Genomic DNA, 15,741 nt, shown 5'->3' with positions numbered 1-15,741 from the left:
ATGGGTGAATTGTAAGTTTATTTATCTCTTAGAATATCCTAAACCTGGAACCGATGACCGAGAACGTCGCCCCAGTAGCGGAGAATTTGGGCCAGATGAATTTACTAAATTGTTTCAAGAAGCGATAGATACCGTTGATTTGATCTTCCGTGAAGGAGTTGATTGGCGGGCGTTTATTTATTCCTTTTAACAGGGTAATTATTTTTTATTTGGGGTGAATTGTAAGTTTATTGATCCAGAGGCTTTAATATAAGTCTAAAGTGATTTTTAGTCGATTATGTCTCGTTCTAAAGCTTTACAATATTACGTTTTTAGTCGTTTACTGTTAGCCCCCTTAATGTTGTGGACAATTACCACCGTGGTTTTTTTGCTGTTACGCGCCACGCCTGGTGACCCTGTGGATGCGATTCTTGGCCCCCGTGCGCCCGAAGCCGCAAAGGAGGCTTTGCGATCGCAATTGGGGTTAAAAGGTTCTCTATGGCAACAATATTTTGAGTATATGGGAAAACTCCTACATCTTGATTTAGGCACATCCCTCACCAGTCGAGGGGAAACGGTTTGGCAAATTATTCAAAATCACTTTCCCGCAACGGTTGAACTGGCTTTATTTAGCATGATGGTGGCTTTGGCGGTGGGAATTACCGTTGGGGCCGTAGCCGCGTCCCATCCCGATACGATTTGGGACACGGGGGGCCGTTTATTCGGAATTATTACCTATGCAATTCCTCCTTTTTGGGCCGGGATGCTGTTTCAGTTAATATTTGCGGTGCAGTTGGGTTGGTTTCCCCTGGGAACACGATTTCCGGTGACAATTCCTACTCCTGAAGGTTGGAGTGGTTTGTATACCTTGGATAGTTTATTTACGGGAAACTTAATGCAGTTGGGAGTCGCACTTTATTACCTCTGTTTACCTTCTTTAACTTTAGGTTTATTGTTAAGTGGTATTTTTGAACGCATTGTGCGGGTTAACCTCAAACAAACTTTAAAAGCCGATTATGTAGAAGCGGCTAGGGCCAGAGGAATTCCCGAATTAAGAATTGTTTTAGCCCATGCTTTAAAAAATGCCATGATTCCAGTAATTACGGTTTTAGGTTTAACTTTTGCAGCGTTATTAGGGGGGGCAATTTTAACGGAAGTTACCTTTTCTTGGCCGGGATTAGCTAATCGTTTATATGAAGCCATTAGTTTCCGAGATTATCCAACGGTGCAGGGAATTGTTGTCTTTTTCGCGGCTATTGTTGTTGCTGCTAGTATTCTAATTGATGTTCTGAATGCCTGTATTGATCCGAGAATTAGATATTAGGAAAGTTGGGGTAATGACGGAATAGAATTTTGATTTAATTCGATGGTATCTAGGGGCAATTGCAACTGGAATCCATCGACTTTTTCAATTCGATTTCTCGCAATTTCACAGTATTCTGGACTAATATCAATTCCGATAAAATTTCTCCCCATTTGTTGAGCAACTTTGCAAGTTGTCCCACTTCCACACATCGGGTCAAGAATCAAATCCCCAGCATTTGACCAAGAATAAATATGATCCCTCGCTAATTCACAGGGAAAGGGTGCAGGGTGATTTTTAGCTTCTTGATCTTCGAGATTTTTTCCCACTACATATTCCCAAATATTCCCTTTAATTTTTTGATTCTTTACAGGTTTTGCCATTTTTGAACGTTTTTGATCATCCTTTGAATAATTTTTATAGGTTGTGCCATTTAGTTCTAATCCGGCGTGTAAACAGTCTACCATTAGGGCGTTATGGGTAGCAACTTGACCTTTACTGAAAACAAACATATATTCAAATTCATTACTATATCTGCGTCGATAAATTTGTGGAATAGGATTTCTTTTTCTAAAGATCATGGTATCATGAATATTAAAACCAATTTCTTTAAAAAATATCGCCTGTTTAAAGCTGGTTCCAGTTTCACTTCCCTCAATAGTGGCGTCAGCAACCACCCAAACCATAACCCCCCCTGGTTTAATCACCCGGTATAATTCTCTAGCAATATCTTCAAAGGGAAATACAAAACCTCTGTATTTTCTGAGGTTATCATAGGGGGGAGAAGTTAACACCATATCAATACAGTTATTCTCGAAGTTTTTCATCACTTCGATACAATCTCCTTGGACTATTTTATTAATAAATTCAGTAATAGTCATCGAGCTTAAATTTTTGATCATTATCCTAATATAACCCATCCCTATTGTTAACTATCCCAAAATTTGCCTCAAAAATGGATTGTTTTGATAAAATTGGGGATGAGCGATCGCTATAATGATCATGATGGAAAGTCAACCTAGTAAACTCGCCTCATTTTTTCCTCGACATAAGGAGATAATGCTTGACTTAATAATGTCAAAGATTGACCTATTCTATCATGGTTGCTGAGTTGCATCTTAAGTTCATCCTTTTACTAAAATAGCTCAAAACAAAAAGCCACACCTATTAGTATTGGAAAAAATCTTCATACCATAGTACGGTGATTAATACCGCACTTCCCTGAAAATTACCTTGAGGAGTTTTTACAGTAACTTGTTGATTATTATATTGAATTTCAGTAACGGGATGTTGAAGTTTAATCTCTAGTCCTTGGGCTAAGTTTTGAATAATTTGCTCATAACCATTAGGAAAAAGATAATCCTCTCCGCCAAAAGCTTCATCTTCATCCAATTCCCAAATTGAAAGTTGATCTAAGTCTGCTCCTGTCTCAATTAAAATTTCTGAAGTTAATAACCAATTGACTAATTTAGCTTGACGGGGTGATAAGTTATCGGGTTTAAAAAAGCGGTTAACAGCTTGATAAACTGAGACATCTTGTTCTTGATTTTCACTCCAAGATTTAGCCCGGGCTATAATTTTTTCATACAGAGATTCAGCTTGTTCTAATTCAGAATCTTGAATTTTATTTTGATTATTCGTATATAAATCTATATGATAATAATTGGTTTGTTTAATAGCAATATTAAAGTCATGGGCTAGTTTTCCAATCGGATTATTTTGAATTCCATGAATCCATGACGCGCCTAAATCGACGGGAAAACCTAATGTTTTATCTGTATAAATTCTGCCCCCAATGCGATCGCGGGCTTCTAAAATAGTAACTTGAAATCCTTGAGATTTCAAGGTTTTAGCCGATGCAATTCCCGCAATTCCCGCACCAATATAATAACATTTTCTGAAATAGCTTGAGAGTTATTTTGACAACTTGACCAAAGGGGAAAAGAAGCAGCAACTAAAGCACTCAATTGTATGAAATTGCGACGAGATCTGTTGAAATTTGGTAAAAACTGCATAAATTCTAACCCAATTAGATTCCGTTGTTGCGCTTTAGCGCATCCCCATAGGAATTAGCACTAAAGTGCAACAACGAAGTTTGTAGATTTTAATTGATATTAACGAGTCCCAAAAGCCCGAGATCCTTTATATCCTGAAACCTCTGATAACTTTTCTAAACTCTGAATTCCTGTATACATTTTACCCTTAATTTCCCAGGTGGGATAACTTTCAATATTCTTGGCTTTACACAAATCAAGTTGAGGATTTTTACCTTCTTTGTCACACTCAATATAAGGCATTTTATCTACTGCTTGTTGACCAAATAATTGCTTTTGATCATGACAGTGACCACACCAAAAAGCCCCATACATTTTTGCCCCAGACTGGGTTAAATATTCAGCCAGTTCAATATTCGCCGGGTCGGATATTGTGGTAATGTTAAACTGACTTTCTTCAGCGCGAGGGCTATTAATTGGAGCATATACCGCTAAGGTTCCAATTAATGTGATCATTGCTACTACTACCGCAATAAAAAATAGTTGACCTCGATCTTCCCAATCTTTACCTAATAAAACTAAAAGGAATAAACTGATAGAACAAATGGCAGAAGCAGTACAATAAATACACAAGGCTTTAATGACAAATGCCATTATATACATCAGATAAAAGCTGAAAATCATCATGGCAGATGCTTGAGCAAACATCAATATCCATGTCCAATCTTCTGTTTTGGTTCTTAAACTTTTTTGAGTTTCTGTATTAATTAACCAAGGGGAAACTGCCATCCCTGCCATGATAATATAAGCCACTAACCCAAACAAAGGCAGGGGTAAACCAAAAACAATGGCATAGGGACTTTCCAGAACTTGATCGCAACCTGTTGTCGGACAAGCCGCACTTCCTCCTGTCAGTTTAACAAAGGTTAAATAGGCGGCAATTACTGCACCAAAAGCAGCTACACTAGCAATGATAAATCTCGATTTTTGATGAATCCAAGGAGTTGAACGTCGGCGAATCATAGCAATATTTTTGTAGGTTATACTGGAAAAAATTTTATATCCTTTTAGGGATTTTAAACCATGAGAATTTTGTTGGTGGAAAATGAACCAGATTTAGGGGAAGCCATTAAACGAATATTAACCCAAAAAGCCTATATTGTAGATTGGGTTCGGGATGGTATAGAATCTTGGGATTATTTGGAAAATCAATGGACACAGTACACTTTGGTTATTTTTGATTGGTTATTACCAGGCTTATCGAGAATTGAACTCTGCCAAAAGCTACGACACCAAGGCAGTTTGATTCCTATTCTAATTTTAACAGCAAAATATACCGAAGCCGATGAAATTATGGGGTTAGATGCTGGAGTGGATGATTAAATAGGTTGTAATATTTTATCGTAGGGGTTTGATCTCCAAACCCAGGCGCAAAGAGGGTTTAGAGACAAAACCCCCTACAGATTTTTATCACAAATCATTTAGGATTGCTATACAATTTTTCTGCCCTATTCTCAAGGGAAAAGAACAAACTAATCTATTCTTAATTTGATGAAGATTTGCTATTTTTTATAAAGTTTTATCAACTTAACTAGACTCTTCACTTGCAGGATACTTTATCATATATCTATCGGCAAAACTGGTTAATTCACCAGGAGGACTGAACCATGAAAATTAATTTATCTAAAACTTTAGTTACAAGCGCTGTAATTGCTACAGGGATTGCTTTTATTTCCCTTAATTATTCCCCGCCTTTATTTGCACAGTCTAACTCAAACTCTCCACAACTTACTCCTAAAATGTTGCATGATAGCCTTCAACGAATGAGGAGGGAGCAGAGCATTAATCAGATATGGCAAAATTATCGTATGATGCGTCAAGATTTGGAGATAAATGCTCTGTTAAGACAAAGACAATATTCTGGATTGATATATGATCCGAGTCGCGTAAAAACCTTTCAAGGAACAGTAACAGAAATACAACCCGGAAATCAAGAAAATCCAACATCTCAAGATGTTCATTTATTGATGAAAACGAATAAAGAAACCCTAGAAGTTCATGTTGCACCCCTATGGTATTTAGAGGAACACGACTTTCAAATTCAACTTAATGACAGCTTAGAAGTGACGGGAATGCGAGTCAAAAGGAGACGACAATCCATTTTAATTGTTGGAGAGATTAAAAAAGGAAATCAAACCTTGCAATTACGCGATGAAGATGGTTATCCTCGATGGACAAGATTGTTACAACAAACCCCTGTTAATTAATCGTTAATAGGTTAATATTAAGTAAATCCGGTTTTCTTGATTTTGTCTCCCAAGGATAGCCGGGTTTTATTTGCGGTTATCCTAAAAAACGATTAAACTATAAATTAATCATCAACACTATTGAAGGATATTGAAACCATGCAAATTCCATTAACGAAGCACTTAACAGAGTTTATTCATGATAAAGTTAATAGCGGTCGCTATGCTTCTGTGAGTGATGTCATTGGGGAAGCGTTAATGTTATTAGATCAACGCGATCGCATTCGAGAAGCCGAGTTAGCCGAATTAAAAGCTAAAATTCAAGAGGGAATTGCAGCTTCAGAACGAGGTGAGGTATTTGATGGGGAAGAAGTTTTTGCTGAATTAGAAGCCGATTTGCAACGGATGGAAGCTGAACTTCAAGCAGAGGAAGTAATGTCATGAGCCGATATTTAATTACACTTCCAGCCAAGCAAGACTTAAGAGAAATCAATAACTACCTCACCCGTTTTAGTCCCGTAGCAGTTAGACAAATTAATGACAAAATCAAACAACAATTTAAACGTTTAGCGGATTTTCCTAACATGGGGCAAAGTTGCCATCAACTATCTGAAGGTCTGCGACGATTTCCTATTGAAGACTATTTAATATTTTATCGCCCGATTTCAAATGGTGTAGAAATTGTTCGGGTGGTCAGTGGTTATCGCAATATAGAAGCTGTTTTTTCCGATCAAGAATCATCTGAATAAGAATAACTAAATCAACAACTATAACATTAATTAATATGGCTAAGATGATATTATTTTCCCCTCCAAAGATATTAAGTATATTATGCTTCTTGATCCTCTCCCCCACTCCCACGATCGCCCAAGAACAACAACCCCAACCTCCAGACCTCAACCCGACGTTAAAAATCGGTGTGGTACAACACTTTGGGGATAAACCCAGCGATCAATTGATTCTCAAAGCCCAACCAGGAGATTACTTAACCCTGCAATTTCAGACGCCCCAAGGGGAAAAACAACTGCATACGGAGACAGCGATCCTGAAAATGGGATTTGAACCCCTCCCGGAACCGGAAGTCGAAGAAAGAGTGGTTTTGAGTACCCACCGCAGCTATGAAAATGCTGAAGAAGACGCTCAAAAATGGCGATCGCTGGGTTTAGAAGTGGAACTGGCCCAACCCGATCGCTGGCAAGTTTGGGCCAAACGCAGCGTTTACAATACCCCCCTATTGCGGCGGTGGTTAATTGATAGTTTACAGGCCCAAGACCATAAACTGCCGCGCCTGGAAACTCAAGTTCTCACCCAAAAACGTACCCCCTATTGGACGGCGGCCGGATATCGCTACAACCGCAATGAATTGAAGATCACGGCCTCCGAGAATGTGATTCAAGTTAGTCAAAAACCCAATGATCCCGAACCTTTGGTTTATGGGGGAAGTTTGCGACTACAACCCGATGCCTACGGAACCTACACCCTGGTTAATAATGTGCCATTAGAGACCTATTTGCGGGGCGTCGTGCCACATGAAATTGGTGCTTGGCCTCCGGCAGCCTCCATCGAAGCCCAGGCGGTTCTAGCGCGAACCTACGCCTTGCAAAACCTGCAACGGTTTGAAGCGGACAATTATCATCTTTGTGCTAATACTGACTGTCAAGTTTATAAGGGGTTAACGGAAGTTTATTCGACTACAGATCAAGCTATTGAGGTGACTAAAGGTTTAGTTTTAACCCATAATAATAACTTGACGGAGGCGGTGTATTTTTCCAGCAGTGGGGGGGTCACGGCAAATTATAATGATATTTGGAATGGGGAACCCCGGCCCTATTTGCAAGGAGTAATTGACGCTCCGAATAAAATTTGGGATTTATCTCAACAAAATTTAGCTTCCGAACCTAATTTTAGAAAGTTTATCAATCTGAAAAACGGATTTAATGAAACCGGAGAACTTGATTTTCGTTGGCGAGGAGAAGCTACCTTAGAAGGGATTGCAGTACAATTGCGATCTTACTTAAAACGGCGCAATTTGCCTCAAGCTAATTTTAAGAAAGTTCAAAAGGTTGAGATTGTAAAGAGATCGCCAACTGGCCGAGTATTGAAAATGATAGTAACGACAGAAGATCAAGGGATGTTAGAAATTGCTAAAGATGAAATTCAAAGTGCATTTTTACCCCCGATTAGCACTTTATTTTATATTGATCCGGTTTACAATCCCAATAAAACCCTTAAAGGTTATGTTTTTGTTGGCGGTGGTTTCGGACATGGAGTAGGAATGAGTCAGACAGGATCTTATCATCTGGCTAAATTGGGATGGTCAAGCGAACAAATTTTAAACTTTTACTTCCCAGGAACCCAACTCCAACCTTTAAATCCATCAATGCTGTCTGGGAATTAAGTAGTTACACAAAATAAATTACCCAGTTGAGAGAGGGAACACCGGAACAGCCCCCCTAGCCCCCCGTGCACGGGGGGCTAGGGGGGAGGGAACAGGGTGGAGGATGTGTAATTAATTTTGTTTAGGTACTTAACAGAAATTCAGAGTTCAACATTGGGAGATAGGGTTGAACTTTGAATTTTTGATATCATTTCTTAATGAAGCTATTCAACAGTCAACCATTCAGAAAAGTTCTGGCTAAATTGAGGCAAAGATAATAAATGAATAGCTGAAGATTCCAAAGCCAAATCCCGTTCTTTTTGAAGATTATAACCCCAATTTGCTAAGAATAATTGCACCTTGTTTAAATCCGGTTGTTGTTGCACCGATAATAACGTTTGTAAGCGATCTTCAATAAACCAAATATTCGGAGTCGGTTCAATACTTGCTAATAATTCCCGTAAAATTTCATATTTAGGGCGTTTATAGCCTTTGCCAAAAAGTTGATTTTCGGGTGGGGTAACTCCTTGTTCTTGGAGGAGCGATCGCACAAATCTTTCCTCTTTCGTGGTAATAATATAAACAGGAAAACCCTTTTCAATTAAAGGTTTAATTCGTTCAATCACACCCGGATAAAACCGATGTAATCCTAGCCAACCCGATAAATCCGTATCAATCCATTCATCCCGAACCCTATCCAAATGGGGGCCAATTATTTCCGCATGTAATTGTTCTTCCGTTACGATATTGTGAGCAATTCCCGACCAATTGTGTAAAATTTCACCTTCAGAAATTCCCAAAACCAAAGCCCGAATTAAAACAGGCATTTCCCAACCAATTTCAATCACCGGGCGAGTTCGATAAAATAAAGGAGCCAATGCTTCCGGCGAAACGTCGGTCGGAACCGACCAAAGTTGACAATAGGTTCGCCATGCGGTTTGAAAATATTCCAGAAGTCCGTCACAAAGAACCCCATCAAAATCTAGCGCTAGTAAAGTTGGTTTATCGTTTATCATAAAACTTTAATTTGAAATTGACAATTTCGGAATTAACTCAACCTAATATTAAATTAACACCGTTTTTTGCCTCTAAAATTTGTAATTGAGGGTCTACTATGGTACAAGCCTTACAACTCCAAACTGAATTTCTGGCTAACCCTCAAACCCCATCCCATGAGCTTAATGCCGACTTAATTAGGGTAGCTAAACAGATATATCATGCCTATGTAGAAGTCCACGCCCAACGAATGCGGCGGCCGTTGGGAGTTGCCATCAATCCTAGCAATTATCGTAGTTGCCTATTATTTTCCGGTCAACCGATTTTGCTCCCTGGGGAATATTTTATCCCTTTTGAACAGATTGAAGCCGATTTGTTTTAACAGCCCAAGTCAGAAATCGAGATCAAGCATGAATATTATACTGAGTTTACCTGCCTATTTAATTGTGTTTGCCCTGGGAGCATCAATAGGCAGTTTTCTCAACGTCGTGATTTATCGAATTCCGGCGGGTTTATCCATACTACACCCCCCCTCTCGCTGTCCCCACTGTTTAACCCGGTTGAGTCCCTCAGAAAATATTCCCGTCTTTGGTTGGCTGTGGCTACAGGGACGTTGTAAACATTGCCATGCACCAATTTCCAGCCGCTATCCCATAGTAGAAGCGACTACAGGACTATTATTTTTAGTCATATTTTTCAGTTTTCCTACCCTCCCCCAGATATTAGGTTATTGGGTATTATTCAGTTGGTTAATTGCCCTATCCCTAATTGATTTAGATACCTATACCCTCCCCAATGTTCTCACCCAGTCGGGGTTAGTCTTGGGTTTAGGGTTTCAACTCAGCCAGTCCCCATCCCCCAGTTACGGGTTAATGATGGGGATAATTGGGGCGGTGCTGGGATTATGGTTATTTGACATCATATCCTTTGTGGGAACTCTGGTCATGGGACAAACGGCTATGGGAGCCGGAGATAGTAAACTTGCGGCGATGATGGGGGCTTGGCTAGGGTGGAAATATTTACTCGTAGGCGGATTTATAGCTTGCTTATTCGGGGCTGTCGTGGGAGGAGGAGCGATCGCACTAGGTTTAATCAGTCGTCGCAATCCCATCCCCTTCGGCCCTTTTCTAGCCGTTGGTGCGGCTATTACTGCCCTCTGGGGGCATCAAATCCTCTCCACCTATCTAGGCTTATTTTTTCCCCTTGTCAATTGAAATACCATGTCTTGGATTACCGGAAATTTTGGGTTTAAAGCCCCGTCGTTCCACGACGGCTTTTTATTCTAACTTGATGTATGATAAAACAAGCTGTAATCAACAAAAGTATGAAAGCCAGGTATCGCTAAAGTTTATCTCGCTAAAATAGGTAAGATTGATGTAATTTGGTCAAGACAACTACCCTCTGAACCCAGTTCTGTCACGATTGTCAAAGACAGTGCTGACCGATACTTCCTGAGTTTTGTAGTAGAAATTCAATCCGAAATCTTGCCACAATCTGAAAACTCAGTTGGCATTGATTTGGGAATAACAACCTTTGCCACATTAAGTAATGGGCAAAAAATAAAAGCTCCTAAGCCGATAAAACAGCGAATTAAGGAGCTTCGTAAATTTTCTAAGCAATTGTCTCGGAAAACCAAAGGGTCTGAACGTTATGAAAAAGCCAGAAAAAGATTAGCTAAACTTCATGCTAAAGTTTCTGATACCCGCACCGATTTCTTGCATAAATTGTCTACCCAGATTGTTCGTGAAAACCAAACAATATTTGATTTGTTGAAATAGATGGAATCCCCGTCCGTTTACGGCGGGGCGGATGTCAACATTCATACAACGGCTCTGCGATGGGAAGCCGAATTTATGCAGCAAGTCTTAGAAGCCCAGGATATTCCCACCCGGGTAATTGACTTAGGAGTCAGTTCTTCCCTGGGGATGGGCAGTCCGGTAGGGCTACAAGTCCCCTTAGCTCATCGCTGGGAGGCGTTGCTCCTATTAAGCCCCATTGATGAAGAATTAGAATCTGTAGATTAAACGTTAAGACTTGCTATATATCGTTCTATTATGGTGTAGATTTTGAATTTAACTAATGGGGCTAACGGGAATCCCCCAATTTCCCAAGGCCTCACAGTCTTAAAATTAGAAATAGCAAAAGTCAAAACAATTTTTAATGTCTCTATTTGATTGGTTCGCAAATCGGCGTAAATTATTACCCAACACTCCCGAACCGCAGGAACGAGAAATTGCTGATGGGCTATGGGTTAAGTGCGAAAAGTGCAATGCTTTAACTTATGCCAAAGACCTACAAGCCAATAATAAGGTTTGTTTGGAATGCGGTCATCATTTCATGGTCAATAGCGACGAGCGAATTGGGCAATTGATTGATCCTAATACCTGGATGGCTTTAGATGCCGAAATGTATGCGGTTGATCCCCTGAAATTTCGCGATCGCAAATCCTATAGTGATCGACTCCGAGAAACCCGGGAAAAAACCGGATTATCCGATGCGGTACAAACCGGAATCGGCTTACTCGAAGGTGAACCCGTGGCCCTGGGAGTCATGGACTTCCGGTTTATGGGCGGTAGCATGGGTTCAGTGGTCGGGGAAAAACTCACCCGCCTGATTGAACATGGCACTAATGAAGGCTATCCCGTGGTGATTATTTGTGCCTCCGGGGGCGCGAGGATGCAGGAGGGAATGTTAAGTCTGATGCAGATGGCGAAAATCTCCGCCGCCTTGCATCGCCACCGCAAATCCCGACTGCTGTATATTCCCGTCCTCACCCATCCCACCACCGGAGGGGTGACGGCCAGTTTTGCCATGTTAGGGGATATGATTTTAGCCGAGCCAAAAGCGACTATTGGTTTTGCTGGAAGACGGGTAATTGAACAAACCCTGAGAGAGAAGTTACCCGATGATTTCCAAACCTCAGAATACCTATTGAATTATGGGTTTGTGGATGCCATTGTTCCCCGTACCCAACTCAAAAAAACCCTAGCCCAATTGATTCGCCTCCATCGTCTTCCCCAAACCTCCGGGCCCTTATCCCATACTGCTGAAGTTATCCCCCTAACTTCGGGTGATACACCCATAGATTTATCTCAGGGTGTCTCAGCGTCTAAGTCAGTCTAGCGGGAACTGTTGATCGATGTTTAGTGGCGATCGCGATCAAATTGTTGGTTTTCACAAAATACCAAAGGTTCCTATAATTTTTGATCAAGACCTATTGTTTAAACAGACTTATGGGTTTTGCCGACCTGTCCATCACAGAAATAGCAGAGGACTACAATCTCCCCGTTGAGACTGTACTCCAACTGTGTGACCAATTGGGAATTGCCTATCAACATTCTCAAACCCGTTTAGCCCTGGAGGATGCTAAGGCTTTGATGTCTAAAATCACAGCCCAACGTCAGTCCCCAGAGTCCCAATAGTTCAATCCACCTTAACCCTCTGTGAAATTATATTTCGCAGAGGGTTAAGGTGGTAAATAACAATAGACGATTGACAAATGCCGATCAGCTAATCACCGGGATCGGGGACATTCAATAACCTGAACCCAAACTTAACTAACTTCTGCTCGCGGATCAAGCCAAGACTGGATTTAGCTTTTAATCACTAACTTAGTCATAAGGAGAACCATGCTAAAAAGATACTTTTGGCTGGCAATAGCCACTGTATTTTTCACCTTTCAACTGTTTGTCACTAATGCCAATGCATTAGACCTGACCAAAGAACTTCGGACTTTACCCCTAAATGACCAGGGCCAAACCGTTGTTCTGAGTGAAAAAGAACTGAAAAAGGGCAAAAAATTATTTAATAAGGCTTGCGCCTCCTGTCACGCTTTAGGGATGACCAAAACCAACCCTGATATTAACCTCAGTCCTCCAACCTTGGCAGGAGCATCCCCCTCCCGCGATAATATTGTCGCCCTGATCGACTTTATCAAAAATCCCACTACCTATGATGGGTTAGAAGAAATTTCCGAAACCCACCCCAGCACCAAGAGTTCAGATATTTTCGTCGCCATGCGAAATCTGACAGAAGATGATTTATATAATCTGGCTGGATATCTATTATTAGAACCCAAAGTTCGTCCTGAACAATGGGGTGGTGGTAAATACCTGCGCTAACATCAGTTAACAATTGACAATTTTAGACTTTAGGTTTTGAGTTGGGGATGATTTTAATGTTTTAGCTATTTCTACTAAAGGTGGGGAAACTCAAACAAAATTATCTTTAATTTAAAATCTAAAGTCTAATTCCCTGTTCCCTACTATATAAAACATTTGGGTAGTCTCTTGTTAGTTTAATTACCAACAAAAAACCACCCAAAATTAATTATTAATTCAACAAGTAAAGTAACTAGACTCTCATTATTTTTTCAGAACAATTTCAGCGTTCATACCCGCACCACGGTGGGGTTCACAGTAGTAGGAATAAACACCAGCAGGCATATCATCGGTGAAGGCAACTTCAAAGGAATCACCCGGTTTTTGAAGTAATGCTTTATGGGAAAGTTTCACCGCCACATCTGCATCAGGAGATTTGGCTTTATCAAAAACTACATTATGGGGAGGGAGTTTGTTATTGACAAATTTAACCACATCACCCGGTTTGACTTCTACTTTGCTCGGATCAAATTTTAACATCCCCGAATCAGCACCCATTTTAACAGTAAAGGTTTCTGCGGAGGCTTGACCCACACCAAATACAAAGGTGCTAATCATTAAAAAGGCCACAGACAAAACTAAGGCGACCCGCTTGGACACTGAAACCATCTGATTCATAACTTGCCTCTAAAAAATGTAACTTTATAAGCGATAACGAACATCCTACCATAAACTATGACAACCTGTCGTATTAAAAAACAACCTTGGCAAGTGGGCAAAAAATCTGTCACAATCTTTAACTATTATTGTTATAGTCCAGTGCCCTAATCTCAACAATGGCAAAAAAGCAAAAATTCCCCTATCTATTAGGTTCTAAATGGACATCCCATCAAAAAACCTGGGGCTGGAGGCATTTCCAAGTCGCAAACCGCAAAAATCAGGGCAAATGGGTATTTGCCGAAATGGTTGCATCCTGTGACCCCCAGGTGAGATTTTGGTTAAATGCTCAACAACTTCAAGACCGGGCTTTATGGCAACCCGGATGGCAGTCTACCCAGGAATTAGAAGACCTTGAATCACTTTAAATCTACAAATTCCCCCCAACTTCAGGCGACCCTTGAGCTTGTGCAACAAGCCACTCAAAACCTGCAAGACCTATTACAAAACCCGGTTTCTCAAGACCATCACCGTGAGGTTATCAACGAGATTGAAACTCAATTAAATCAGGCTTTAATTACCTTAAAAACAACGGTTAATCCGCCGAATTTGGATCATATTCCTGCCGATATTTTAAAACAAATAGAAACCTTGGAAATTTCCTTAGAAAGTATTGATATTCAGAGGGCTTTATCTAACCATCATTTGAGTCAAATTATCGGGATTATTACCGAAATCAATAATAAGTCTGAACAAATTAGAAACAGAAAAGACTATTTTTTAGCCCGTCTTCCCCAAATTCCGGTGGAGAAACTAGGCCCTAGGGTTCCTATTGTGACGGCGGCGGATTTTTTACCGGATTATGAGCCATTATCCCCAGAGCAACGAGAAGAATTAAAGGTCAAATACAATATTAACAAATTAATTCAAAAACGCCAACAATCTCGTTCTTCTTTATTTGAAAGAATTAAACAAGCTGAAAAAATGATTATGCCTCAAGTACAACCTTTAGACAATAATCAAGATTTGGAAGATGATTTGCCTTTTTGAAAATTCAGGTTATAATAGAGTTATATCCTTATTTATAAAAAAGTTAAAATGTCTAAATCCGAAGCTAAAAATCTCTCCAATTCCGAGCCATCTCCTAAGTCTGGAGAGGGTTTAGAAATTGTTAGTATTGGTGTCGATGAACAGCAAGCAAAAACTTCTAATTCAGAAGGTTTATCCCAAGATAAACTCAATCAAGTTGCCCAAAATATTAATGCCAATTTAGAAAATAATCAAGATCCAAATTGGCAAGTAGAAAATAGTTGGGATGAAACGAGAATCCAGGTTAATTTAGATTAGAAAAACTGGTAAATTTAACTCAAATTCAAAATTTCAAAATCCGATTGTCCGTAGGTCATATTCCGGTCAATAGCTGAAAGAATCTTATGATTAGCTACCTCTGAACATAAACAATCACAGAGCAATTGAGCCACATCAGCCCGATGAATTGTTCCCGCTACCCGATAATTTTCTGTTAATACGCCGTTTCCGGTGGCGGGTTCAGATTTCAGTCCCCCCGGACGAATAATCGTGTAATTCAGTCCACTATTAATTAAATGCTGTTCTGCTTTTTCCTTTTCTACCAAAACCGATTTTAAGGTTTCAAACGCTTGGGGAGGTAAAGCCACCACACTTTTGCCACTCCCAATCGAAGATACCAGAATAAACTTCCCGACGCCCGCTTTCACCGCCGCGTCAATTAAATGTTGATTCCCTAAATAGTCCGCCCGCTCTCCATCCTTGGGTAAACCGCCAATGGTACTAATCACCGCCGAAATTGTTTCTGGGCCTAATATCGCCTGTTCAACGGCGGTTATATCCAAGGCATTCCCCATCACCACCCGCACCCCCAAGGCTTCTAATTCGGGGCGAGTATCCGGTGTTCTTAATAGGGCTTTGACGTTTATCTGTTGGTTGCGGAGGGATTTGACCACTTCTCGTCCCACACCGCGACTTGCACCCGCAACAAAAATATAAGATTCTGTGTTCATTAATGTTAAGGTTTCAATAATTACTACTTTCTATGTATTACTGTACTAGA

At 40.3% G+C, this 15,741-nt stretch carries 24 protein-coding genes; 17 read left to right on the top strand and 7 right to left on the bottom strand.

Going from position 1 to position 15,741, the window contains the following annotated elements; genetic code table 11:
* Window positions 1–4: 4 nt before the first annotated feature.
* Together NMG88_RS05855 and NMG88_RS05850 are read left to right on the top strand one after the other, a co-directional pair.
* Window positions 5–190, top strand: a complete 186-nt coding sequence (locus NMG88_RS05855; RefSeq protein WP_042152613.1) for a hypothetical protein — start codon at window positions 5–7, stop codon at window positions 188–190.
* Between the two features lie 87 nt (window positions 191–277).
* Complete coding sequence (locus NMG88_RS05850; protein WP_227357810.1) at window positions 278–1,303, top strand: ABC transporter permease; 1,026 nt, start codon at window positions 278–280, stop codon at window positions 1,301–1,303.
* Here the strand turns inward: NMG88_RS05850 and NMG88_RS05845 are convergent.
* The 4 genes from NMG88_RS05845 to NMG88_RS05830 all read right to left on the bottom strand — a co-directional run bounded on the left by NMG88_RS05845 (window position 1,300) and on the right by NMG88_RS05830 (window position 4,299).
* On the bottom strand, window positions 1,300–2,163 hold the full coding sequence (locus NMG88_RS05845; protein WP_227350245.1) for a DNA-methyltransferase: 864 nt from the start codon (window positions 2,161–2,163) through the stop codon (window positions 1,300–1,302). The genes NMG88_RS05850 and NMG88_RS05845 overlap by 4 nt on opposite strands.
* A gap of 286 nt (window positions 2,164–2,449) precedes the next feature.
* Window positions 2,450–3,127, bottom strand: coding sequence for an FAD-dependent oxidoreductase (locus tag NMG88_RS05840; RefSeq protein WP_052369378.1), 678 nt, complete (start codon window positions 3,125–3,127; stop codon window positions 2,450–2,452).
* On the bottom strand, window positions 3,124–3,297 hold the full coding sequence (locus NMG88_RS05835) for a hypothetical protein (RefSeq protein ID WP_227350244.1): 174 nt from the start codon (window positions 3,295–3,297) through the stop codon (window positions 3,124–3,126). The genes NMG88_RS05840 and NMG88_RS05835 overlap by 4 nt, the downstream gene beginning before the upstream one ends.
* 99 nt (window positions 3,298–3,396) lie before the next feature.
* On the bottom strand, window positions 3,397–4,299 hold the full coding sequence (locus NMG88_RS05830) for a vitamin K epoxide reductase family protein (protein WP_026797943.1): 903 nt from the start codon (window positions 4,297–4,299) through the stop codon (window positions 3,397–3,399).
* Between the two features lie 60 nt (window positions 4,300–4,359).
* On the opposite strand from NMG88_RS05830, the gene NMG88_RS05825 reads away from it, so the two are divergent.
* From NMG88_RS05825 to NMG88_RS05805, 5 genes are all read left to right on the top strand, one after another.
* On the top strand, window positions 4,360–4,659 hold the full coding sequence (locus NMG88_RS05825) for a response regulator (RefSeq protein WP_042157169.1): 300 nt from the start codon (window positions 4,360–4,362) through the stop codon (window positions 4,657–4,659).
* A gap of 284 nt (window positions 4,660–4,943) precedes the next feature.
* Window positions 4,944–5,543: a MamS/MamX family magnetosome protein gene (locus tag NMG88_RS05820; protein ID WP_254035202.1), complete on the top strand. Its 600-nt coding sequence runs from the start codon at window positions 4,944–4,946 to the stop codon at window positions 5,541–5,543.
* Between the two features lie 138 nt (window positions 5,544–5,681).
* A complete protein-coding gene (locus NMG88_RS05815; RefSeq protein ID WP_026794246.1) occupies window positions 5,682–5,966 on the top strand; it encodes a type II toxin-antitoxin system ParD family antitoxin in 285 nt (94 codons plus the stop codon).
* Window positions 5,963–6,271: a type II toxin-antitoxin system RelE/ParE family toxin gene (locus NMG88_RS05810; RefSeq protein ID WP_026794245.1), complete on the top strand. Its 309-nt coding sequence runs from the start codon at window positions 5,963–5,965 to the stop codon at window positions 6,269–6,271. Before NMG88_RS05815 ends, NMG88_RS05810 begins: the two co-directional genes overlap by 4 nt.
* 35 nt (window positions 6,272–6,306) lie before the next feature.
* Window positions 6,307–7,920 (top strand): SpoIID/LytB domain-containing protein, encoded by a 1,614-nt coding sequence (locus NMG88_RS05805; protein ID WP_254035201.1) that lies wholly within the window; start codon window positions 6,307–6,309, stop codon window positions 7,918–7,920.
* A gap of 203 nt (window positions 7,921–8,123) precedes the next feature.
* Here NMG88_RS05805 and NMG88_RS05800 read toward each other — a convergent pair whose 3' ends face one another.
* Window positions 8,124–8,915: an HAD family hydrolase gene (locus NMG88_RS05800; RefSeq protein ID WP_072005179.1), complete on the bottom strand. Its 792-nt coding sequence runs from the start codon at window positions 8,913–8,915 to the stop codon at window positions 8,124–8,126.
* Between the two features lie 98 nt (window positions 8,916–9,013).
* Here NMG88_RS05800 and NMG88_RS05795 point away from each other — a divergent pair, with 98 nt between their 5' ends.
* From NMG88_RS05795 to psbV, 7 genes are all read left to right on the top strand, one after another.
* On the top strand, window positions 9,014–9,277 hold the full coding sequence (locus NMG88_RS05795; RefSeq protein WP_026786339.1) for a hypothetical protein: 264 nt from the start codon (window positions 9,014–9,016) through the stop codon (window positions 9,275–9,277).
* A 28-nt stretch (window positions 9,278–9,305) separates the two neighbouring features.
* Window positions 9,306–10,109, top strand: coding sequence for a prepilin peptidase (locus NMG88_RS05790; protein WP_042152599.1), 804 nt, complete (start codon window positions 9,306–9,308; stop codon window positions 10,107–10,109).
* A gap of 123 nt (window positions 10,110–10,232) precedes the next feature.
* The gene (locus NMG88_RS05785) at window positions 10,233–10,673 is read left to right on the top strand and encodes an RNA-guided endonuclease InsQ/TnpB family protein (protein WP_278047058.1); all 441 of its coding nucleotides are present in this window, start codon (window positions 10,233–10,235) and stop codon (window positions 10,671–10,673) included.
* Window positions 10,674–10,919, top strand: a complete 246-nt coding sequence (locus NMG88_RS05780) for a hypothetical protein (protein ID WP_036831334.1) — start codon at window positions 10,674–10,676, stop codon at window positions 10,917–10,919.
* A 136-nt stretch (window positions 10,920–11,055) separates the two neighbouring features.
* A complete protein-coding gene (gene accD, locus NMG88_RS05775; RefSeq protein WP_026786342.1) occupies window positions 11,056–12,018 on the top strand; it encodes an acetyl-CoA carboxylase, carboxyltransferase subunit beta in 963 nt (320 codons plus the stop codon).
* Window positions 12,019–12,128: 110 nt separating this feature from the next.
* A complete protein-coding gene (locus NMG88_RS05770; RefSeq protein ID WP_026786343.1) occupies window positions 12,129–12,317 on the top strand; it encodes a hypothetical protein in 189 nt (62 codons plus the stop codon).
* Between the two features lie 207 nt (window positions 12,318–12,524).
* Window positions 12,525–13,016 carry a photosystem II cytochrome c-550 gene (psbV, locus tag NMG88_RS05765; protein ID WP_026786344.1) on the top strand — a complete coding sequence of 164 codons (492 nt, stop codon included), beginning with the start codon at window positions 12,525–12,527 and terminating at the stop codon, window positions 13,014–13,016.
* Between the two features lie 243 nt (window positions 13,017–13,259).
* Here the strand turns inward: psbV and petE are convergent, their stop codons facing one another.
* Window positions 13,260–13,673, bottom strand: a complete 414-nt coding sequence (petE, locus tag NMG88_RS05760; RefSeq protein WP_235753728.1) for a plastocyanin — start codon at window positions 13,671–13,673, stop codon at window positions 13,260–13,262.
* 158 nt (window positions 13,674–13,831) lie between these two features.
* On the opposite strand from petE, the gene NMG88_RS05755 reads away from it, so the two are divergent.
* The 3 genes from NMG88_RS05755 to NMG88_RS05745 are packed head-to-tail and all read left to right on the top strand — an operon-like array spanning window position 13,832 to window position 14,999.
* The gene (locus NMG88_RS05755; RefSeq protein WP_026786346.1) at window positions 13,832–14,080 is read left to right on the top strand and encodes a TIGR02450 family Trp-rich protein; all 249 of its coding nucleotides are present in this window, start codon (window positions 13,832–13,834) and stop codon (window positions 14,078–14,080) included.
* Window positions 14,067–14,702, top strand: a complete 636-nt coding sequence (locus NMG88_RS05750) for a hypothetical protein (protein ID WP_051340025.1) — start codon at window positions 14,067–14,069, stop codon at window positions 14,700–14,702. The genes NMG88_RS05755 and NMG88_RS05750 overlap by 14 nt, the downstream gene beginning before the upstream one ends.
* A gap of 48 nt (window positions 14,703–14,750) precedes the next feature.
* The gene (locus NMG88_RS05745; RefSeq protein WP_026794241.1) at window positions 14,751–14,999 is read left to right on the top strand and encodes a hypothetical protein; all 249 of its coding nucleotides are present in this window, start codon (window positions 14,751–14,753) and stop codon (window positions 14,997–14,999) included.
* A gap of 14 nt (window positions 15,000–15,013) precedes the next feature.
* On the opposite strand, the gene NMG88_RS05740 is transcribed toward NMG88_RS05745, so the two are convergent.
* Window positions 15,014–15,691: an SDR family oxidoreductase gene (locus tag NMG88_RS05740; RefSeq protein ID WP_026794240.1), complete on the bottom strand. Its 678-nt coding sequence runs from the start codon at window positions 15,689–15,691 to the stop codon at window positions 15,014–15,016.
* Window positions 15,692–15,741 lie beyond the last annotated feature (50 nt).

The sequence above is a fragment of the Planktothrix agardhii genome (assembly GCF_904830935.1).
In the GTDB taxonomy this organism is placed as follows: Bacteria; Cyanobacteriota; Cyanobacteriia; order Cyanobacteriales; family Microcoleaceae; genus Planktothrix; species Planktothrix agardhii.
This window is presented reverse-complemented; position numbering and strand designations above follow the sequence as displayed.

What these genes read in the sequence shown, in the direction of transcription:
- NMG88_RS05850 (WP_227357810.1), top strand. Translation starts at nt 278, where the DNA reads ATGTCTCGTTCTAAAGCTTTACAATATTACGTTTTTAGTCGTTTACTG.
- NMG88_RS05845 (WP_227350245.1), bottom strand. Translation starts at nt 2,163, where the DNA reads ATGACTATTACTGAATTTATTAATAAAATAGTCCAAGGAGATTGTATC.
- NMG88_RS05835 (WP_227350244.1), bottom strand. Translation starts at nt 3,297, where the DNA reads ATGCAGTTTTTACCAAATTTCAACAGATCTCGTCGCAATTTCATACAA.
- NMG88_RS05830 (WP_026797943.1), bottom strand. Translation starts at nt 4,299, where the DNA reads ATGATTCGCCGACGTTCAACTCCTTGGATTCATCAAAAATCGAGATTT.
- NMG88_RS05825 (WP_042157169.1), top strand. Translation starts at nt 4,360, where the DNA reads ATGAGAATTTTGTTGGTGGAAAATGAACCAGATTTAGGGGAAGCCATT.
- NMG88_RS05820 (WP_254035202.1), top strand. Translation starts at nt 4,944, where the DNA reads ATGAAAATTAATTTATCTAAAACTTTAGTTACAAGCGCTGTAATTGCT.
- NMG88_RS05815 (WP_026794246.1), top strand. Translation starts at nt 5,682, where the DNA reads ATGCAAATTCCATTAACGAAGCACTTAACAGAGTTTATTCATGATAAA.
- NMG88_RS05810 (WP_026794245.1), top strand. Translation starts at nt 5,963, where the DNA reads ATGAGCCGATATTTAATTACACTTCCAGCCAAGCAAGACTTAAGAGAA.
- NMG88_RS05805 (WP_254035201.1), top strand. Translation starts at nt 6,307, where the DNA reads ATGGCTAAGATGATATTATTTTCCCCTCCAAAGATATTAAGTATATTA.
- NMG88_RS05800 (WP_072005179.1), bottom strand. Translation starts at nt 8,915, where the DNA reads ATGATAAACGATAAACCAACTTTACTAGCGCTAGATTTTGATGGGGTT.
- NMG88_RS05795 (WP_026786339.1), top strand. Translation starts at nt 9,014, where the DNA reads ATGGTACAAGCCTTACAACTCCAAACTGAATTTCTGGCTAACCCTCAA.
- NMG88_RS05790 (WP_042152599.1), top strand. Translation starts at nt 9,306, where the DNA reads ATGAATATTATACTGAGTTTACCTGCCTATTTAATTGTGTTTGCCCTG.
- NMG88_RS05780 (WP_036831334.1), top strand. Translation starts at nt 10,674, where the DNA reads ATGGAATCCCCGTCCGTTTACGGCGGGGCGGATGTCAACATTCATACA.
- accD (WP_026786342.1), top strand. Translation starts at nt 11,056, where the DNA reads ATGTCTCTATTTGATTGGTTCGCAAATCGGCGTAAATTATTACCCAAC.
- NMG88_RS05770 (WP_026786343.1), top strand. Translation starts at nt 12,129, where the DNA reads ATGGGTTTTGCCGACCTGTCCATCACAGAAATAGCAGAGGACTACAAT.
- psbV (WP_026786344.1), top strand. Translation starts at nt 12,525, where the DNA reads ATGCTAAAAAGATACTTTTGGCTGGCAATAGCCACTGTATTTTTCACC.
- petE (WP_235753728.1), bottom strand. Translation starts at nt 13,673, where the DNA reads ATGAATCAGATGGTTTCAGTGTCCAAGCGGGTCGCCTTAGTTTTGTCT.
- NMG88_RS05755 (WP_026786346.1), top strand. Translation starts at nt 13,832, where the DNA reads ATGGCAAAAAAGCAAAAATTCCCCTATCTATTAGGTTCTAAATGGACA.
- NMG88_RS05745 (WP_026794241.1), top strand. Translation starts at nt 14,751, where the DNA reads ATGTCTAAATCCGAAGCTAAAAATCTCTCCAATTCCGAGCCATCTCCT.
- NMG88_RS05740 (WP_026794240.1), bottom strand. Translation starts at nt 15,691, where the DNA reads ATGAACACAGAATCTTATATTTTTGTTGCGGGTGCAAGTCGCGGTGTG.